The sequence below is a fragment of the Bartonella saheliensis genome (assembly GCF_902162175.1).
The window spans coordinates 13,910-33,273 of record NZ_LR607208.1; the positions used below are offsets into that span (position 1 = coordinate 13,910).

Sequence of the window (19,364 nt, forward strand, 5' to 3'; positions counted from 1 at the left end):
TCTCAAACGTTAAAGAGCATATCATAGCTTTAAGAAGCAGATTTTCTTTCTCTCGACATCAAAAACGCGTACATGATAACAGCCACAATAAAATATCCGCACGAGATTAAACGATACACAATTGCTCGATAAATCTACAAGCGAGATCATTATTTCATTCCTTAGAACGTCTTGTATTGACTGAAGGTTCACCAGTTCCGTCTATTTCTTTTGTATGTGCAGCGGTTTGTATAGCTTGTGAAAGATCATTGACGGCATCTAAATGGGTTTGTAACAATTGGCTATTACGATGTAGTTTTTCCTGTAAATCTGCTAACAAACTTTCGACCTCATTTTCAATGTCTTCATTCATATAGCGTTTCACATCGCTTATAGATTTATTAAGGTCACGCAAGCCACGTATTTTACAGAGATTGATTTCTTCATAATCTGGAACACCACTGCTCTCTAGCATATTGCTTTCATAATCGACCACTTGTGCCAATCCTTTAACAGCAGCAACAAATTTTGTCATAGCCCAATCACGATCAATAAGATTATTATCAAGGACTTTTGCTTTTGCAGAAAAACTCTCATCACCACATTGCATTACAGGCATTTTATTTCCCCTTCAACAGTATTGTTCAATCTTTCTCTCAAATAAAGGAGATTAAACAGCTTTCTCTTCAACGCCGATACACTCCACTGAATTTATTGTGCGAACATTGCCCCGACAACAGCACGATAATCTTACAAGTGTATCTCTTCGACTTTCAATACATTACGTTCACGCCATGGTATAAATTTCTTTGCTTCCCGATCACCCTCGACGTAATACCAGTTCAGTAAAACGCCATAAATCATCACATTACTCTGCAGGAGATATCCAAAAGCTCCAAATTTATTTTGCCTCTTTTATTCTGTATATCTTAGACAAAAAACGATAACGCGCCCCCATGCCAACAAGAATTTGTCGCATATAAAGGCTTAAATCCTCTAAGGCTCTAGCATTTTAAAGATTGCAGCATTTTACCCTCCATAGCCTTTGGCTTTCTATGCACTCCTGTTTTTTCCCTTTTAGCATTCAGAAAAACCAGTTCGCACACATTCAGAAAGATTTACCCTCACATGCTTTTTTCTGCATACATACAATATTTTGCATGAGACACAAAAACAGCACTCCTTTTGAACAAATCAATCACACACCAATATCAAAAGAGGCATTTAAAATAGCCAAACAGCTACAAATCCCCCTTTTTCACATCATTCGCTTTTCTTTGCAATGAGCCACTATATAGGATTTTCCCCCCCCTTTCAAGAGTTCCTAAAAACGCAGTCTGATAATCTTTCTATCCCATAAGTTCTTACAGCACTCTCACACTGACATTGCCATTATTGGATGAGATAACCAAGCTCCTCTCAAACCATTCACTCTATAGCATAGATTTGGCTGTTCATACCGTTTCGTTATACGAACGCATAGGTAAAAAAATCATAGATTTCTTAAAAAACAAAGCCTTTCCTACAAGCTCTATTGTTCTTCCAAATACTCAGGATAAAGCTATACTGTTGCTCTTTTTTTACTGATCATCTTCGCTCTTTCTTCATCAAACAGCTTGAACCGATTTTGTTTGATGTAACATCAAGTAACTTGTCTAAAAGAATTTTTGTCCCACAACGCCTATACATAAAAAACAGAGCAACACCATAAATTTTTACTGTTTTTATATCCCACAGTGCTAAAGCACCACACATCTTCATACGAAAAAAGAATAATTTAAAACTTGTTGCATATATTATATCAGCCACTATTACAGATGATAGTGAACTGTTATTCATAAAGCCCGTCATACAAAGAACAGACAGAGGTTCTGATAGCTGATACAATAAAAACTGCTATGTTTTATTCAACATTGACTGTCACTCTTCATACTTTTGTCGTGCTAGTCCTTAATAAATAGAGGCACAAGAGGCATATTTTGTTAAGCATCATCATCTGAACGAATAAGCACTGCGAATTTACAGTAATAAGTGAATTTTAGACAATCAAATCATCCACGTATCAATTTTAGTTGCTGCCTTCAGCACCGTTAATCTTTGCTGTTGATGTGCATCTTTAACAACCAGAGACAATATTTATTCTTCTCGATTTCCTTTTAAAAGAACCAACTCCACACCCTCAAAAACAAAGACTCTACCCCTTCTCACCAATCTGGAACAAAATTGCTTTTGCTAAAAAGCGTTCACTTAATGACCAAACATGTGCTCTCTTTCCAAACACACCAGACAACTCCTCCTATCTGTTCAACTTTATGCTTTTGTCCATTAATTGGAAAGAAATGGAAATCAGAGAAAGAAAACATGTCTTTTTCTTTGTAGAATGCTCCCTATCACCATATTGAAAGATTTCTTTTACGACCTTCACGAAGAATTTTTTCATTTTCTCTCCTCATAAAAGGCAAAAAACAACAGCCCCTCACCCCATGGGCGATAAGGTATATAAACAGAGTGTAACTTGTACTAAGATTTTAGAGACACATCTGTATTTTTTATAACAGCTAAAGACTTGGCATCCAGAAAGGGAAAAACCTCCACACAGAGGAGAGGTTTTTCATTTATTGAGAAGTATCTCTCTTTACTTTTCAAGCTAAAATGATCTTTCACTGAAAGCAGAAAACAATATTGTCACGCTTATTTTTTAAAGCTTCAGGACTGTCCTTTTATGCTCATATTGATAAAGCTTGAGAGCAATATTTAATGTCCAAAAAGAAGTTGTCGACCCGCTTTTGCGACATTCTCACAATTTTGAGATGCCTGTACAGATGGTCCTCCTAGGAAACATTTCTTCTCCCATTTGAGGCGTAATTCTTTATCTTTCTTAAACTCTTCGACACTGTAAGTTTTTTCGCAACCAGCAACGGCAAATCCAGTGCAAAACAGTAATGTTGCAATAATGGTTTTATTCATCAAGTAATTCCCCTTTTTGCAAATTTACAAAATTTGGGCACAATTGAATGTCCCATTAAAATTGCACATTCGCTTTATTGTGCATTTTCAAAAATCTTAAACTCCACTTCTGTACGCAATTTTTCACAACCTGTGGCGATAAACTGCGTACAAAGAAAAATACTGCTATCAATCTTTTGTTGATGCTTTAACTGTTACCCTATCTCCAGTTTTTTCATCATTATGGATTAATCTCGAGTGAGACTAACCACCTTTACGAATTTCACGCTCAGCTTGCTCTGCATTTATACAATTTTGCGAATCGAACTTCCCTGTAGCAAAACATTTCCTTTTCCACTGCTCAATTAATTTGGGATCTTTCTTAAACTCTTCGACACTATAAGTTTTTTCGCAACCAGCAGCGACAAATCCAGTGCAAAGCAGCAATGCTGCAATAATAATTTTATTCATCAAGTAATTCCCCTTTTCTCAAATTTATAAAAGTTTGGACACAATTTAGTGCCCCATAAAAAGTTCCACATACGCTTGGCGAAGGTTTTTACAATTTTGAGAGGATTTTAGCGGTGAATCATCCTTCTCACATTTCTTTGCCCATTCCTCGTATAATTTTTCATTTGTTTTAAACTCTTCTACGCTGTAGGTTTTTTCACAACCAGCAACAGCAAGTCCAGTACAAAGCAGCAATGCTGCAATAATGGTTTGTTTCATGATTTAATTCTCCTCCTATTTCTCTTCAGATTTTTTCTCGTCGTCATGCACAAAGCTTGCACCAGGCCAATCGTTTTTATGAACTTCACGATAAGCCTTGTCTGCATTTTTACAATTTGTTGAATCTAAACTCCCTGATATCATGCACTTTATTGCCCACTGCTCGAGTAATTTTGGATCTTTCTTAAACTCTTCTACGCTGTAGGTTTTTTCGCAACCAGCAACAGCAAGTCCAGTGCAAAGCAGCAATGCTGCGATAATAGTTTTATTCATGATCTAACGCCCCTCCTATTTTTCTTCCGTTTTTTTATCGTCATCCTTTCCAGAACCAAAACTTCCCCATTTTTTACGAGTTTCAAATTCAGCTTGTTCTGCGTTTTTACAATTTTTTGAATCGAAACTCCCCTCAATAAAACATTTCTCTAACCACTGATTGAGTAATTTGGGATCTTTCTTAAATTCTTCGACGCTATATGTTTTTTCGCAACCAGCCGCAACAAATCCAGTGCAAAGCAGCAATGCCGTGATAATGATTTTGTTCATGATTAATGACTATCCCCTTGTTGTTCAGATTGTTCTTTCGTTTTTTTCTTATCGTCATTGTTACGATATTTATTGAGATATTCCTGAAAGGATTCTTTACGAAGTTCGTCTAGTGCTTTTCCTAAGTTTTCACAATTTTGAGGAGATGCTGTTTCAGAAGGCTTTTTCCACATACATTGAGGTATCCACTCATCGCGTAATTTTTTGTCTTTCTTAAACTCTTCGACGCTATAGTTTTTTTCGCAACCAGCAACAGCAAACCCGGGACAAAGCAGCAGTGCTACAATAACGACTTTATTCATGAATAAATTCCCCTTTTTGTAAATTTACAAATTTGGGCATAACCCAGCAGCCCATAAAAAGTTGTAAATTCATCCCATTATGCGTTTTCCTCATTGAAAGCCGTCTATACACACGATTTTTGCAATCAGAAAAAGCTGGTTCAGTGCAAGAAAATACACTCCCATCCAAGATTTTTTATTATTTAAGGATGATCTTGTTGCTTCTCAGTTTCATCTTTCTTGAGATTTTCACGAAGTTCCTTGGCAAGATTTTTATAATGTTCTTGAAAAAGCTCCATACTGGCTTGGACGACATTTTGACAATTTTTGGATGTCATAGCAGAAGAGAAGCCCATCTTTTCACATTTCTTTCCCCATTCTTCCATCAGTTTTTTATCTTTTTTAAAATCTGCTACGCTGTAGTCTTTTTCGCAACCAGCCGCAACAAATCCAGTGCAAAGCAGCAGTGCTACAATAATGACTTTATTCATGAATAAATTCCCCTTTTTCCTTCCCATTCACTAACATAATGTGTTTCACATAGTCTCTGTATCGCACTTCAAACAGATTTCTTTGATAAATACGCAAAACGGCAGGAAAATATATTAAATCTTCATAGCTGCTTGCATTTTTAAGCCTTGCGTTTGAAACATGCCCAGCACAGCTACTCATGATGAAATCCTTAAATTTCCGTAGCAATGGTGAAATCTTGGCAGTCGAGAAGCTTTGCGCTTCTTTTCTATCAAATCTCATGTCACTGTGAAAAATAAAGCAACACGAAGTCTGCATTGACCACTTGGACTGCCTACAATCATGAGCTATTTATCAGCAAACACAAGCCATATCTTCTTCAATTCACTGATGGCCCTCTCATCATTCTTAAATGACCAGAAAAACAAAAAGTTTTGGTATAATTTTCTCTGTACTTACAACAATGCCAATAACAGTACTCAAAAAAACAATCTTACACATTCCAACAGAACAAAGAAATTGGCCAACAGAACGGAAAAAACAGCCTTTATTCCCTCAAAAGCCATTACAGCCAATCAAAATGCGAAACCATCAAACCACATAGATACAAGAAACAATACCAAGAAAATAACCAATAAGTTCTTTTATGTATTTGAGGAAAAATAAACTTTACCAAGCACCAATATCAGTGAAAAAACGAATTCTTTTACCCCTCCCTCTAAACTTTAAGAAAGTTTAACAAAATAATGTCATGCTGAAAAAATAATCAGCACCCCCATTTAACTATAGTACTAGCCTTTTTAGAATAACAGAAACAAGAAGGAACTTCGCGTTTAAAAACATTATCAACACAATTCTCACAAAAATTGTCCTCATCTCTCAAGGCAACAAACGATATGCCTTTATAAATGATCACTTCCATAGAGTAAGAAATGAAAAAAGAATTGTTCGCAATCTCTGCGCATAGGATCTTAAAATCCATGAAATAGAGCCATTTTTTTCGCCCAATAGAATAAAATATCCCTAGAAAAAGCTCTTTTTTGCTTCTTAGAGAGTGCTTTTGTGATCAGGTTATTTCGTTTTAATCAGCCGATAGCGCTTTTAGCAAACATACGATCATCAACAAAAAGAGCACGATGCACAGCGTTTTATGCATGGAGCTAAACTTTCCAGCTTGCAGCTTACAAAAAACATCACGGTTAAATTTCACAGAAAAATTCTATGCCTTCCCTTATCTGTATGCATACCGCTTTCCTTTTATAGCTAAAAGAATGAAGACGTACAAAACAGTGCATATTTTCATTGATCCCACATTTATTCTCTTAATGTCGTTTATGTTCCCATACAGAGGAAAGAAAGAGCCAAGTATAGACCTCTTCAACACTGCTTTTTAAAAGGATATGAAGGAAGATAATAATGGCCATGCACAATCACAAGACAGCCCTACTCAGGAATATATTGACACTCTCTGCTTATGAGCAAGAGAAATAAAGCGCGCCAAAACGTATAACCTATAGCGTTTTTTACACTTTTCCGTATTTCTGTGCACCGTATTTCTGTGCCAGCAATTCGCGCACCTCATCTGCCATTTTTTTGCCACGACTTGCACAACTCACCTTAATTAAACGATGCAAACTTTCCGGCACATCAATTGTGAGACGCTTCATACCGCCATCCACATTGCCTTTATTATTTCCCACCCATGCATCTGCTGTTAAAGGAATGGTTTTATTGGTTGGCTTTGTGCCAATCTTAATTTTTTTATTCATCGTATTAACTCCTTGATTTCCGCTGCAACAGCTTCGATCTCTGCTGCTGCTGGTCCATGTCTATCGACTTCATAAACGGCTTTCCCTTGTGCCACAGCTTCTGCAAAAACCACGCGCTGGGCAATGCTGGCAGAAAGAACACGAACAGGATACACTCCAAGAGCTTCGCTCACATCACGCCCTATCGCTGTATTGACTATTTTACGATTAATAACAAAAGCAGATTGCAAATTCTCTTTATAAACGCGTGCTTCATCAAGAAGCTTTACAATTCCCTCAGCTGCCCAAATATCATAGGGGCTAGGTTGTACAGGAATGAGTACAAAATCCGAAGCCATAAGAGCACTACGCGCAAGGTCTGTTACGCGTGGGGGACCATCGATAATAATATGATCGTAATGATGACCAATCTGGGTAATCTCTTTATGAATCGTTGCGCGCGGTAAACCAACAACCGAAAACAAGGGATCACCCTCACGGGCCGCCGCCCAATCCAATGCGCTCCCCTGGGGATCACCATCAATAAGCAACACACGTGCTCCCGCTCGCGCAAAGCTAGCAGCAAGATTCACACTTAAGGTAGTTTTCCCTACCCCTCCCTTTTGATTCAAGAGTCCAATAATCATAAATGACGTCTTTCCGCTTTATCGTTTTTACGATTATACAGAAAATCACAAAGGAAGCAAGCATCTCATACACGCAAAAACAACTCTCTCTCCTCTTTCATTATAAAGAAATAGCCCCAATTGTCCCTTCAACATATCCTCTTAAATATAAGCAGAGAACGCGATCAAAGAGGGGTATATTCTACAAGCTTTGAGCCACCGGTTCATCGCCCTTGAAAAGTAAAAGCAAATAATTTTCCCTTAAGATAAAAAGAATGAAAGCAAAAACATTGTCTCTCTTAGATAACTCATGTTACATAAGAGAAAACAAAAAACGAGCTCATATAGATCAAACTGTTCATGAAGGCGCAGCAAATAAAATGTACGACAATGCAATTATTGTTTCAAAACCAAGTCTTTTTTCTCAACAAAGGGGAGTTTTTTAAAGACACAAGCAAACGCTCATCCTTCATCATAGTTTTTGCATAGAGCAGAAAACATCCCGAAGAGAGCGCTATGGGAGAAAAACAAAAATGCACTTACAACAAATTGATGCCGATATTTTTATCAGCGGTCAAATCAATGTCGAAAATATCAAAATATTAGCACAAGCGGGCTTTAAAACGATTATCTGTAACCGCCCCGATCAAGAAGAGCCTCACCAACCTGATTTTTCTACCATTAAAGCAGCAGCAGATGAATATGGTATAACAGCCCATTATATTCCTATTGTACCACCGAGCATAAAACCATCAGATATTGAAACCATGAAAACAATTTTAAAAACAGCACAAAGACCTCTTCTCGCCTATTGCCATCATGGAACACGCTCCAGACATCTTTATCATCTATCCTGCCTTTAAACTTGCCGCAACAAGGATCATGTCCTTCATACAAAACAAAAAGACCATTCCTCAAATCCATAATAATACCTATTCAAGGGTTCATTTTAAAGCAACATCTTCTCATGCTCCTAGCCCATCCCACGGAGAACACCCATAAACAGCATAATGCTAAAACGCCAGATCATGATAACACCATGATGCACCAGCGCGCCTCTTTACGCCCATAAAGATGCAAGCCGGCACCACTCTACACGTTTTGTCAACTCAAAATGCTGCAAAATCCTTGGCATTTAAAAACGTTCATAACAGGTCTTTTATTCTTTTCTAAACAATTTATTCCCCTAGACCAATCTCAGTTGTAACATGCAGGGAAAAGAGAGTGATTGCTTTAGCGCAAACAATTAAAAAAACAGCATTTTTCGCCTATTGCTCTCACAAAATAAATTCCCTACACCTTTATTGGTGAATGCATCTTTCATCATGAATCTTAACGGATCAGAAAGAAAAAAGCAGTAAAATCTTCACACCATAGAATTTCATAGAGTTATGAAAAAGATTAAAAACAATGCTAAAATCAGATCTCCAAATATTCGATACCCCTTCCCAACAACGAAAAACGCACATATTCTATGATGTTTTAGAATATATTTTTATCATCATAGTCAGTTTAACGGCTATTTTTTCTGCTCTTCTCTCTTTTTCAGATCAACTTAAGTCATATTTTTAAAAGTAAGCAGTCTATCCAATTGTGATAATGGCTGTACGTCTGCTAAAATTGCTTTTGCTGCTTTTTCATCGCATTGCATTTGTGTAATCAAAGGTTCTAGCCCATCGAATTTTTCTTGCCCTCGCAAAAACTGAAAGAAAGAAACGGTACAACTTTCTCCATAAAGATCATCATTAAAGTCAAACAAATAAGTTTCCAATAAGGGAATCCCATCCTCCACAACCGTTGGACGACACCCGAAACTTGCCACCCCATCATGTAAGACACCGTTAGCACGGCGTAATCGCACAGCATAAACACCGTGCGCCAAACTCGCTTGGAGAGGGAGCATTTGGTTAGCGGTTGGAAAGCCCAAAAGGCGACCGAGTTGCTCGCCCTGGATAACATTTGAGCGCACCCGATAATGATAGCCCAACAAATGGGCTGCTTTTTTCACCTCACCTTGAGAGAGAAGTTTACGGATAGAACTAGAGGAAATGATCAATGATTGCGAGCCTTGTTTGCTCGATAGGCAAGGAATTTGTATAACCTCAAACCCATATTCTTTTCCCCTTTGAGAAAGCAGCTGTGAATTTCCACTTTTTTTGTGACCAAATTGAAAATTTTCTCCCGTTACCACCACACAAACATCAAAAGTTTCTTTTAAAATTTCATGAATAAATTGCTCTGCTGAAAGAGCAGCAAATTGTGCATCAAAAGGTTGTTCAATGACTCCATGAAACCCGAGGGTTTTAAAAATTTCAGCTTTTTCGGCAGCTTCTGTCAAACGATCAACGGGAGCAGTAGGCTGGAAAAAACTCCTTGGATGGGGTTCAAAGGTCAAAACAACAGCAGGTTTATTTTTGAGGCGCGCTAAATCAAGCGCTTTTTGCAGCACCATCTGATGTCCACAATGAACACCATCAAAATTTCCAAGTGCCAACACGGCTCCCCGCCACGCGACAGGAAGCTTATGAATCCCCTGAAGACGCAAAAAATCAGACATTACTGAAGAGCCCACATGATTGCTTGAGGCTTATAGCCATGACGTTCAAGAAAAGATTGCAATGCTTGCTTATCCACCACACCATTTTGCATATAGTCATAACGATGAATACCACCCATGATATAAAGAACATCAAGACCAAAATGAGCCGCACCTTTCACATCGGTCAAAAGCCCATCACCAATAGCCAAAACCTGACTTTTTTCTACTGTTCCGCGCATTTTTTCTAATTTTTCAAAGGCACATTCATAAATGGGCGCATGGGGTTTTCCAGCAATACGCACCTCACCTCCTAATTGTTGGTAAAGACGCGCCAATGCACCAGCGCACCAAAATTCCTGATTTCCGTAATGAACAATCACATCAGGATTAGCACAAATAAAGGGCAAATTCCGCGCACGCATACGCAAAAACATTTCCTCATAAGCGGCGGGTTCTTCATCAAGGTCGTCAAGAAAGCCACTACACACCACAACAGAGGCGTCTCGTTCTTCCACCAATTCGCAATCCAATCCTTCAAACAACATCAAATCGCGTTGTTGACCAATGAAAAACACTTTACGTGGTGCAGCGCGAATAAGATCGCGTGTAACATCTCCTGAAGTGATAATAGCATCATAATAATCGCTATGAACATTCATGCTTTGCAACTGAACAATAACATCTTCCCGTGGTCGAGGTGAATTAGTCAAAAAAATGACATTTTTCCCCATTTGTCGAATTTTGTATAATACGTTCAATGCCGGTTCAAAGGCATGCACACCATTGTGCACGACACCCCACACATCACAAAAAACAGCATCGTAATGCGCTATAACAGTCTCAATATGGGTAAGTTCATTCATTTTGCACCTATTATCTCTTTACCATTTATCAAACTGTCTTTTGCTTTCAAACTCCTTATCGAAAGAGTCTGGTTCTGTCACCTACTTTCCCACTGTTTTTTCCCCATATTAAACGTTGCATTTGCACATAGAAGTCATAAAAAATGATAAAACCCATGTAGTTATGTTGAGGAGTGCAAATTCATGCCTCATATCAAAAGCTCAGAATTCTGTAAGAATGCTTCTCCTTATCAAAACTTCAATTATTAGAATCGCTGTCTTGATACAGTTTTTAATCTTAAATGCTCAAGTTATTATTTTGCAAACAAACCACGAAATCTTTGCATAAAAACTGTTCAAAAGAAAAAGTTCCCCAACTCTAGATACCTAAACAAGTACAACAAAAAGTAGAAAGCACAGAAACTATGCGTCATATTTATGCAATACAGTAAACTTAACACCTAAAGCATGTTATAAACTGTCATAAGATAATTAAATATTTAAGATTTATTCGTTCAAAGATCCTTTTATGGCAAGGCAATATGATGCGGTCACAAAAACTTTGCGATAAGAGTTTTTTTATGTTTCTCAAAAAATTTGTCTCCATACAAGAATGTATCGATTTATAGGGATAATCCATATGCATCTTGAAGAAGAAAGCTGTATATTCTAAAACTTTCTCATTGCAAATTTCTTTCATGTTGCATCACGCAAAATCACCCCCTTACACGCCATAAACGGGATAAGCCTATGGATAAAAAATGTACAACAAAGCAACAAAACACCTCGTATGAATTGTTTTAAGCACCAAGCACTGTAACGACATGGGGGGGTGAGAAAAGTGAGGAATGAGACCAGTCTATGGCTACAAAGAATGATAGGTTTTCTGCTTTTGTAGTAATTTTCTAAAAGAAGAAATCAATGAAGTAATAAGCGCTCTACTCTGTTTCTACTCAAACTCTTGCATTCTTTGCGCTCTTTAAAGGAGGAAAATCAGCGTATGATACTTTTGGCGCAGTATTATGCTTTTTGCGCGGCAAATGAGAAATCATCTGCTGGTGAGGAAAAGCAAAAAACACGAGGAGTATCGGTCATTGGCTTTTATGATAACCAGCAGCATCTCTCTCCATCCCCCTCACCTCTGACATAACCTCTCACACCATCCAGTTTTGGCTTTTACAGTTATAATAAAGTAACAGTTGCATATTTTATTTCTGCCATGTAATGAAAAATGCGGTGAGAAATAAATAAAATTGTGCCTATGAAATGGAGAAATCAAAGGGGGGATAATGGATGATTTGATCACGCGTCAAGAAATTGAAGAAGAAGTAGAAGAAATAAGTTCAGAACCAGAACGAGAGATCTTACGGCGCATATACAGGAAAAAACATATCGTACGGATCTACTCCATTTTCCTTTTTCTCTATGCTATTCGTGGATGGGTTAAACGCATACTAGGAACCATAGCAGGAATAAGCTTTGTTCTGCTCATTACAGATATTCTAACATACTGGTTAGAAATACTGGGACCGAGAACCGTAGAATTGAGGGCGCCTTTCATAATCGTAACAATTATGTTAATAATCCTCACTTGTAGTGCTGTAGCTCTCAGTTGGTTTTATGACATGCTTTTATTTCGTCTTGCACCACCTGATATTCGGCTGATGCTCTTTGATTAAATTTACGCACCCCCCCTCAACAGCACTTATACACGAGCACAGTTAACAAAAAACGACTTAACCGTGCTACTATCTCTCTTACTTCTCAGTTTGTTTAAAAATCTTTAAGGATCGATAGGATTATAGCTACCATGATCTCTTCTCCACTCTTCTGGCTGGTCAAATTCACTAGACCACAACCCCACTTGTGCTTTTTGCGCAGCAAATTGTAAGTTTTTATAATCTGCTGGTGAGGGAAAATGCTGCTGATCTTTTGTCAACACCATCATGCCTTCTGCAAGCCCCAAGCGCGCCAGATCAACTCCATCAACAAAACATTGTGCATAATGAACTTGTTGAAGAACACGTGTTTGCCGACAAGTAACATTTTTATCGATTGTTTTTGCCACAAGCCACGCTGTGACAAAAGCCCCACAGGGCCATTTAATGCCATGGCGTGAGGCAAATTGCCGTGTCTCACATGTTTCAACACCATATAATCGGATATTGCGCACGATTCTTTTTCTCCACCCCTCATCCATGGGTGTGATCATTTTAAAGGTAATACCACTTGTTACCTCTATAGCACCGGAATAAACGGGGACATTTTCTTCATAAAATTCTCTTGACAATGATTCTAAAGGGGAAGGAAACTCTTGTCTTGGCGCATGATCATCCTCTTTTAAATCCGGCGTTTGCAACTGTTTTTCCACTGTTTGTGTTATTTTTTGCACAACAGGGTTTTGCATAACATCTTCAGAATGTTGACTAAAATAAAAAACAGCTGCAAGAATAATATAAATAAAAATCAGATATTTAAATGATGATCGAAAAGGTTTTTTAAAAAGTATCATTTTGTATATTATAAAGAATTTTGTTTATTTTATAAATAAAAAGAAAATACTCTAAATGAAACAGTAGAATTTTTTATTTATTTCCGTTATACATTACATTAAATTAATGTTAAGTCATTTTTATTTTAAACGCGGGGACATTTCCATGCTGAAAACAAGCAATTATTCTACAAGTAGTCGTTCTTTATCCAAATTAGCCTTTTCAAACAGCCAAAAGAAATGGTTAACGACAATTCTTATGTTGTTCATTGCCTTTATAGCACTAAGCGATCCAGCATTTGCAGAGGGTTTTGGAAAAATCGACGATGCTCTTAAAAAAATAGTTGAAGCTTTAACAGGAGCCATTGCAAGATCAATTGCCACCATTGCCGTTGCTGGTGTTGGGCTTGCTTGGATTGCTGGTTATGTTGAAATGCGCAAAGCTTTCTTCGTTTGTGTTGGCATCGGCATTGTTATGGGTGCATCGCAAATCGTAGCAATGCTTTCCAATTAAGTAACTGACTTTAGCATTTTCAAAAATCATGAAAGAGCGCGATAAGCTAACGGAAGATACGTTGTTTCTCGCTTGCACGCGTCCTGCAATGATTGCAGGTGTAACGGTGGAAGCTATGGGATTAAATGCCATGGGAACAATGATATTATTTATTATGACGAGCAATTTTTTCCTTATAACCTTTGGTGTTACGACACACTTTATATTCAAGGAAATTCTCAAACACGACCATAATAAATTTCGTATCCTCCTAACATGGCAAAAGACACACCTCTTTGCCAGAAATTCTAGTCTATGGGGTGGAGCAAGTCTTTCTCCATTACGATTAATTCGTAATTATGAGGAATTGAAATGAAAACACTAGAGCGCAAGCGTGAAAAACAACCGGAATCGATTATTCCTTATGTGCGCCATGTCAACAAGCATGTCATTGCACTGGATTCGCGTGCGCTCATGATGGTTGTGAAACTTGAAGGAATTAACTTTGAGACAGCCGATATTATTGATCTCAATGTACTTCATGAACAGTTAAATAACTTGTTTAAGAATATCGCTGATGAACGTATTGCCATTTATAGCCATATTATCAGAAAGCGTGAGACGGTTTATCCAGATGGGACTTTTAGATCAGCATTTGCCAAACAGTTGGATGACAAATACCGTGAACGGATGGTTTCTCAAGAACTTTATCGGAATGATCTTTATCTTTCCATTTTGTGGAATCCCCATGTTGATAAAGCGGATAAAATAGCGGAATTTTTTAAACGTTTAGGCAAAGCAAAAGCGGAAAAAACGGAAGTTGATGAAGAGTCTATTCGCAAGCTTGAAGATGTTACCACGGATATTGTTCAAAATTTAGAGCGCTATGGTGCAAAAAGGCTAAGCCTTTATGAACATGAAGGCAATATTTATTCACAGCAAAGTGAATTTATTCACCAATTGGTAGGGGGTCGTCGTGAGCGTGTGCCTCTGACATGGGGAACGATAGCCTCCTCTGTTTATTCAGACCGCCTTATTTTCGGTAAAGAAGTCATAGAAATACGCTATGAGGCAGGGCAAAGATTTGCCGGTATGTTTGGTTGGAAAGAATATCCAGCAAAGACCAGAGCAGGCATGACAGATGGTCTGCTCACCCTCCCCTTTGAATTTATTTTTACCCAATCTTTTGTCTTTAAAAGCAAAAACATTGCCAAGCAGATTATGGGGCGCAAGCAAAATCAAATGGTCAATGCCGGAGACCGTGCCGGCTCACAAATCATGGAATTAGATGATGCATTGGATGATCTTGAATCCAACCGTTTTGTTTTAGGCGAGCATCATTTATCCTTAGCTGTTTTTGCCGATAATACGCAAGAATTAGCAGATAATCTTGCCAAAGCCCGCTCTCGTCTCACCGACGGCGGCGCTGTGATTGCACGGGAAGATCTTGGGCTTGCGGCGGCGTGGTGGGCACAATTGCCTGGAAATTATGCCTATCGCATCCGCTCTGGTGCCATTACCAGCCGCAATTATGCTGCCCTTTCTCCTTTTCATTCCTTTCCGGTTGGCAAAATAGATGGCAATGTATGGGGACCAGCGGTCGCATTGATGAAAACCTCTGCTGGTTCGCCCTTTTATTTTAATTTTCACTTTGGCGATTTAGGCAACACCTTTGTCTGTGGTCCCTCTGGTTCAGGGAAAACAGTTATTGTTAACTTTCTTCTTGCACAATTGCAAAAGCATGATCCCCATATGGTCTTTTTTGATAAAGACCGTGGAGCAGAGCTTTTTGTCAGAGCGGGTGGCGGCACCTATATGCCTTTGAAAAACGGCAAGCCGACAGGGATAGCGCCGTTAAAAGGCTTAGACTATAACAATCCAGCAGACAGAGTCTTTTTGCGGCAATGGATTACCAAACTTGTTTCTGCAGAGGGGCAAAAGATTAGTGAATCCGAAAGACAAGACATTGCTGCAGCCGTTGACCAACTTGCTCTTTTGCCTAAGGAACAACGCACAATTTCTGCCCTACAAATGTTTTTTGACACCACGCACAGAGAAGGCATAGCAGGGCGTTTAGAGCGATGGTGCAAAGGCAATGCCTTGGGATGGGTTTTTGACAATCCTGATGATGACATTGGCATTGAGGCAAAATTCATTGGTTATGATATGACCGACTTTTTGGACAATGACGAAATTCGTCCCCCGTTAATGATGTATCTTTTTCATAGAATTCTTTCTCTGATTGACGGGCGGCGTATTATCATTGTCATTGATGAGTTTTGGAAAGCGCTAGAGGATGATTCCTTTAAAGCCTTTGCGCAAGATAGGCTAAAGACCATTCGAAAACAGAATGGCTTGATGTTGTTTGCCACACAATCGCCCAAAGATGCGCTCAATTCAACAATTGCCCACACCATTATAGAGCAATGCCCAACCCAGATTTATTTTCCCAACCAAAAGGGAAATCACGCAGATTATGTAGAGGGTTTTAAATTATCCGAAAGAGAATTCAACCTGATACAAACAGAATTAAGCCGTGAGTCACGGCGTTTTCTCATCAAACAGGGGCAAAGTTCTGTTGTCGCAGAGCTGAATTTACGCGGCTTTGATGATGAAATAGCCATCCTCAGCGGCACCACTAAAAACATTGAACTCTTAGAAACCATCATGGATGAAGTTGGTGAATCTCCAGAAAAATGGCTTCCTCTTTTTCAAGAAAGGTCAAAACAATGAAAAAACTTTTATATGCAACAGCCTTCTGCACAATTTCTTTTGCATCTCAAGCAAATGCATTTGGCGGTGGTCCCTTTGATTATGAAATACTGCAGCAAAACATAGGGCAATTTAATCAATTAAAAAAACAGTTTAAACAATTACAGGATCAACTTGATCAAATGAAGAATCTTTATAAATCCTTAAATGTTAAGCCTGACATTTCTGGATTGAAAGAACTATTCAACAAGCAGGGGAGCAATGGTGCCCTGCCTTCTGATTTTAATCATTTTCAACAATCGATGGGCAGCGGTGGTGGTAGCGGCGGCGGTGGTGGCGGCAGCAAAAACACGCAAAAATGGCAAGAAGAACTCTTATACAAAGAGCCCGCGGGGGGCGCAGGGTCAAAAGAGGCGGTGGATGCTTTTTACGCAGAGGAGGTGAAAAAAGCACAACAGCGCATGGTAGGGCAAGCGGCAAAAGGCCAAGACGTTTATGAAGAGGCCAGTGAAACACAAAAAAACATTAATAAACTTCTTGATAAACTTGGCAGTACGAAAGACGCTGGTGAAATTCAAGGCATTCAAGCACAACTAGAAGCAATACAAGCGAAACTGCAAACGCAAGTCCTCCAAATGCAAGCCACTGCGATGATTCAACAAGCGGAAGACAAAGCAGCAGAAAAACGTGAAATGGAAGAATTTAAAGCACGATACAAAGCATATGCTAAAAAACTCCGTGGTCAATAAAAGTAAAAAGAGAGGGGCTTGAATATGAACAAAGCCATTATCACAGCACTAATGCTTTGCACTGGAATTATCACTGCTGGTTGTGAAAAAACTTATAGCGTAGCAGAGTTTAAAAAAGATAAAAAACTACTCGAAGAATGGATGGTTAAATGTGGCGTTTCTGGCAATTCGAAAAATTGTGAAAACGCACGAATAGCGGATCATGAGCTTACTTCTGAAGAATATGAAGATATTGCAAATCAACTCCTTGGAGATGATAGCGAACAAAAAAAATCTGAAAAACAAGGGGACAATCATTGATCATGAACAAAGTCATTCTCACAGCACTATTGCTTTGCACGGGAATTATCACTGCTGGTTGCGAAAAAACCTATAGCGTTGCAGAATTTAAAAAAGATCAAAAATTGATGGAAGAATGGGGCGCAAGATGTGGATTCACAGGAACCTCAAAAAATTGTGAAAACCTCAGATTAGCAGCACTTGAACTTGACAAAGAACGTCGGGAAAAAGCTACAGAGAGAATTAGTAAACACAACGAAGAGCTTCGTGATGCTATGGAAAAATTTAAAGCCGAAATGCGTGCTCAACATGAAAAAAATGAAGCTGAATATCAAAAAAGGCAAGCCGAACGAAAAGCAAAAGAACAAGCTGAACAGAAACAGGACAGTAATTGAATTGTAGACCGAAATATTTATGGCAACATTCTGTCTGTGCCCTAGATTTGTCATCACGGGGGTACAAAAACCTAAAACACAGAGCAGAATTTAAAAATTGTGCTCAAACCAAAAACTGAAAGAAAGAAGGGGAAATATTTATGAACAAAACCATTCTCACAGCACTACTGCTTTGCACTGGAATTATCACCGCTGGATGTGAAAAAACCTATAGCGTTGCAGAATTTAAAAAAGATGAAAATTTACGCCTAGAGTGGGATGCTAAATGTGGATTTGCAGGAACTTCAAAAAATTGTGAAAACATGCGGTTAGCATTTTTAGAACTTGATAAAGAACGTCAGGCAAAAGCAGCAGAAAGAAGACGTAAAGCGGCAGAAGAAAATCGCAAAAGAGACGAAAAAGATGAAGCTGAAATGAGAGCCAGAATTGAAAAAATGAGAGCAGAGACTCAAAAAATACTAGCTGAACAAGAAGCAAAGCGCCGTGCTGAGGAAGAACGAAGAGCAAAAGAGCGCGCAGCAGAAGAACAACAAAATAACCATTAAGACACGATAAACAGCGGAGCATCTAAATGGCTGTAGAAACAAAAGGCGTCTTTACTAAGATAGACAATATGTTGATGAATCCCATTACAGATACAATGAGTAAAACCATTGCTAATCTTTCATCAAGCTTAGGTGTTCCGCTTAAGCTGTCTTGTACACTCTACATTATATTTATGGGCTATAATATCATCTATGGGCGCTCTTCCATGCCTTTATGGGAATTTATAGTGACAACTTTCAAACTCGGCATCATTGTTGCACTCGCCACAAACGCTGCTTTCTATAATGAGTGGGTCAGTGGTATATTTTTCCATGATCTACCGAATGCCATTGCAAATGTCACCCAAGGAGCACACTCGGATCGAAATGTATGGGATAATATGATGGGCCAAGCTGGAGGACAGGTTTTGGACGCCGCAAACCAGTACACAGGGCTGTCTCAAATGGGGAAGTTTATTGCGACATGGCTTGTTGGTATTATCTGCTTCATTATTGCTGGCTTTTTTTGTACAATCGGTTTTGTCGTCTCATTAATGGCTAAATTAGGTTTGTTTCTTGTCATATCAATCGGACCGCTCTTTATAGGGTTGTATATGTTTTCCTCAACCAGAAGATTTACAGAAGCATGGTTAAATCAAACAGCAAACTTCATCATTTTATATGTATTAGTCGTGCTGCTTGGTGGCTTATACGTTAAAATTTCAATGAACATTTTTTCAGCAAATGTTGACGATATCTTCACTACTTTAATTCAATTCTTGGTTGTTGGCATTGGTGGAATTTACCTTTTCTCCCATTTACCTGCCATTGCCTCTGCTTTAGCCTCTGGAGGAGCCTCCCTTACCGGAGCAACAAAATTAGGAGCAGACACAGCAAAAACGGCTGGGAAAGCTGCTCAAAAGTTAGAAAAATTTATAGAAAAAATGGCAAAAGGCATTCTGAACCACATGTTTAAGAAAAGGAAATAGGAAAGTGTTTAAAAAAATTGGGGTCATT

General features: G+C 38.6%; 23 protein-coding genes and 1 pseudogene. 11 read left to right on the top strand and 13 right to left on the bottom strand.

Annotated elements, in window-relative coordinates; translation table 11 throughout:
- Positions 1 to 154 precede the first annotated feature (154 nt).
- From FS875_RS05685 to parA, 10 genes and pseudogenes are all read right to left on the bottom strand, one after another.
- Positions 155 to 598 carry a flagellar protein FlgN gene (locus FS875_RS05685; protein WP_144754211.1) on the bottom strand — a complete coding sequence of 148 codons (444 nt, stop codon included), beginning with the start codon at positions 596 to 598 and terminating at the stop codon, positions 155 to 157.
- Between the two features lie 2,135 nt (positions 599 to 2,733).
- On the bottom strand, positions 2,734 to 2,946 hold the full coding sequence (locus FS875_RS05690) for an EexN family lipoprotein (RefSeq protein WP_144754214.1): 213 nt from the start codon (positions 2,944 to 2,946) through the stop codon (positions 2,734 to 2,736).
- A gap of 252 nt (positions 2,947 to 3,198) precedes the next feature.
- Positions 3,199 to 3,396: pseudogene (locus FS875_RS05695) on the bottom strand (EexN family lipoprotein); the annotation flags it as partial.
- Between the two features lie 45 nt (positions 3,397 to 3,441).
- On the bottom strand, positions 3,442 to 3,654 hold the full coding sequence (locus FS875_RS05700) for an EexN family lipoprotein (protein WP_144754220.1): 213 nt from the start codon (positions 3,652 to 3,654) through the stop codon (positions 3,442 to 3,444).
- Positions 3,655 to 3,669: 15 nt separating this feature from the next.
- A complete protein-coding gene (locus FS875_RS05705; RefSeq protein WP_144754223.1) occupies positions 3,670 to 3,927 on the bottom strand; it encodes an EexN family lipoprotein in 258 nt (85 codons plus the stop codon).
- A gap of 15 nt (positions 3,928 to 3,942) precedes the next feature.
- Positions 3,943 to 4,197, bottom strand: coding sequence for an EexN family lipoprotein (locus FS875_RS05710; protein WP_144754226.1), 255 nt, complete (start codon positions 4,195 to 4,197; stop codon positions 3,943 to 3,945).
- A 2-nt stretch (positions 4,198 to 4,199) separates the two neighbouring features.
- Positions 4,200 to 4,499, bottom strand: coding sequence for an EexN family lipoprotein (locus FS875_RS05715; protein ID WP_144754229.1), 300 nt, complete (start codon positions 4,497 to 4,499; stop codon positions 4,200 to 4,202).
- Between the two features lie 182 nt (positions 4,500 to 4,681).
- Complete coding sequence (locus tag FS875_RS05720; protein ID WP_144754232.1) at positions 4,682 to 4,969, bottom strand: EexN family lipoprotein; 288 nt, start codon at positions 4,967 to 4,969, stop codon at positions 4,682 to 4,684.
- A gap of 1,503 nt (positions 4,970 to 6,472) precedes the next feature.
- Positions 6,473 to 6,718 (bottom strand): hypothetical protein, encoded by a 246-nt coding sequence (locus FS875_RS05725; RefSeq protein WP_144754234.1) that lies wholly within the window; start codon positions 6,716 to 6,718, stop codon positions 6,473 to 6,475.
- Entirely contained in the window at positions 6,715 to 7,344 is a 630-nt protein-coding gene (gene parA / locus FS875_RS05730) for a ParA family partition ATPase (RefSeq protein ID WP_144754237.1), read from the bottom strand. Before parA ends, FS875_RS05725 begins: the two co-directional genes overlap by 4 nt.
- 512 nt (positions 7,345 to 7,856) lie before the next feature.
- Here parA and FS875_RS05735 point away from each other — a divergent pair.
- Positions 7,857 to 8,186 carry a protein tyrosine phosphatase family protein gene (locus tag FS875_RS05735; protein WP_144754241.1) on the top strand — a complete coding sequence of 110 codons (330 nt, stop codon included), beginning with the start codon at positions 7,857 to 7,859 and terminating at the stop codon, positions 8,184 to 8,186.
- Between the two features lie 692 nt (positions 8,187 to 8,878).
- Here the strand turns inward: FS875_RS05735 and FS875_RS05740 are convergent.
- The gene (locus FS875_RS05740; protein WP_144754244.1) at positions 8,879 to 9,880 is read right to left on the bottom strand and encodes a bifunctional riboflavin kinase/FAD synthetase; all 1,002 of its coding nucleotides are present in this window, start codon (positions 9,878 to 9,880) and stop codon (positions 8,879 to 8,881) included.
- A complete protein-coding gene (locus FS875_RS05745) occupies positions 9,880 to 10,725 on the bottom strand; it encodes a TIGR01459 family HAD-type hydrolase (protein ID WP_144754247.1) in 846 nt (281 codons plus the stop codon). Before FS875_RS05745 ends, FS875_RS05740 begins: the two co-directional genes overlap by 1 nt.
- 979 nt (positions 10,726 to 11,704) lie before the next feature.
- On the opposite strand from FS875_RS05745, the gene FS875_RS10160 reads away from it, so the two are divergent.
- Both FS875_RS10160 and FS875_RS05750 read left to right on the top strand, forming a co-directional pair.
- Positions 11,705 to 11,854, top strand: a complete 150-nt coding sequence (locus FS875_RS10160) for a hypothetical protein (protein ID WP_166428887.1) — start codon at positions 11,705 to 11,707, stop codon at positions 11,852 to 11,854.
- A 139-nt stretch (positions 11,855 to 11,993) separates the two neighbouring features.
- Positions 11,994 to 12,383, top strand: a complete 390-nt coding sequence (locus FS875_RS05750; RefSeq protein WP_144754250.1) for a hypothetical protein — start codon at positions 11,994 to 11,996, stop codon at positions 12,381 to 12,383.
- A 104-nt stretch (positions 12,384 to 12,487) separates the two neighbouring features.
- Here the strand turns inward: FS875_RS05750 and FS875_RS05755 are convergent, their stop codons facing one another.
- Positions 12,488 to 13,216 (bottom strand): nuclease, encoded by a 729-nt coding sequence (locus tag FS875_RS05755; RefSeq protein WP_144754253.1) that lies wholly within the window; start codon positions 13,214 to 13,216, stop codon positions 12,488 to 12,490.
- 145 nt (positions 13,217 to 13,361) lie between these two features.
- Here FS875_RS05755 and FS875_RS05760 point away from each other — a divergent pair, with 145 nt between their 5' ends.
- From FS875_RS05760 to FS875_RS05795, 8 genes are all read left to right on the top strand, one after another.
- Positions 13,362 to 13,709: a TrbC/VirB2 family protein gene (locus FS875_RS05760; RefSeq protein WP_144754256.1), complete on the top strand. Its 348-nt coding sequence runs from the start codon at positions 13,362 to 13,364 to the stop codon at positions 13,707 to 13,709.
- A gap of 28 nt (positions 13,710 to 13,737) precedes the next feature.
- Positions 13,738 to 14,064, top strand: coding sequence for a VirB3 family type IV secretion system protein (locus tag FS875_RS05765; RefSeq protein ID WP_144754259.1), 327 nt, complete (start codon positions 13,738 to 13,740; stop codon positions 14,062 to 14,064).
- Complete coding sequence (locus tag FS875_RS05770) at positions 14,061 to 16,421, top strand: VirB4 family type IV secretion/conjugal transfer ATPase (protein WP_144754262.1); 2,361 nt, start codon at positions 14,061 to 14,063, stop codon at positions 16,419 to 16,421. Before FS875_RS05765 ends, FS875_RS05770 begins: the two co-directional genes overlap by 4 nt.
- Positions 16,418 to 17,149, top strand: a complete 732-nt coding sequence (locus FS875_RS05775) for a TrbJ/VirB5 family protein (protein ID WP_144754265.1) — start codon at positions 16,418 to 16,420, stop codon at positions 17,147 to 17,149. Before FS875_RS05770 ends, FS875_RS05775 begins: the two co-directional genes overlap by 4 nt.
- Positions 17,150 to 17,173: 24 nt before the next feature.
- Positions 17,174 to 17,449, top strand: coding sequence for an EexN family lipoprotein (locus FS875_RS05780; protein WP_144754268.1), 276 nt, complete (start codon positions 17,174 to 17,176; stop codon positions 17,447 to 17,449).
- A 2-nt stretch (positions 17,450 to 17,451) separates the two neighbouring features.
- Positions 17,452 to 17,823 (top strand): EexN family lipoprotein, encoded by a 372-nt coding sequence (locus tag FS875_RS05785; RefSeq protein WP_144754271.1) that lies wholly within the window; start codon positions 17,452 to 17,454, stop codon positions 17,821 to 17,823.
- 140 nt (positions 17,824 to 17,963) lie between these two features.
- Complete coding sequence (locus FS875_RS05790; RefSeq protein WP_144754274.1) at positions 17,964 to 18,368, top strand: EexN family lipoprotein; 405 nt, start codon at positions 17,964 to 17,966, stop codon at positions 18,366 to 18,368.
- Positions 18,369 to 18,394: 26 nt separating this feature from the next.
- The gene (locus tag FS875_RS05795) at positions 18,395 to 19,336 is read left to right on the top strand and encodes a TrbL/VirB6 family protein (RefSeq protein ID WP_144754277.1); all 942 of its coding nucleotides are present in this window, start codon (positions 18,395 to 18,397) and stop codon (positions 19,334 to 19,336) included.
- The last annotated feature ends 28 nt before the right edge of the window (positions 19,337 to 19,364 follow it).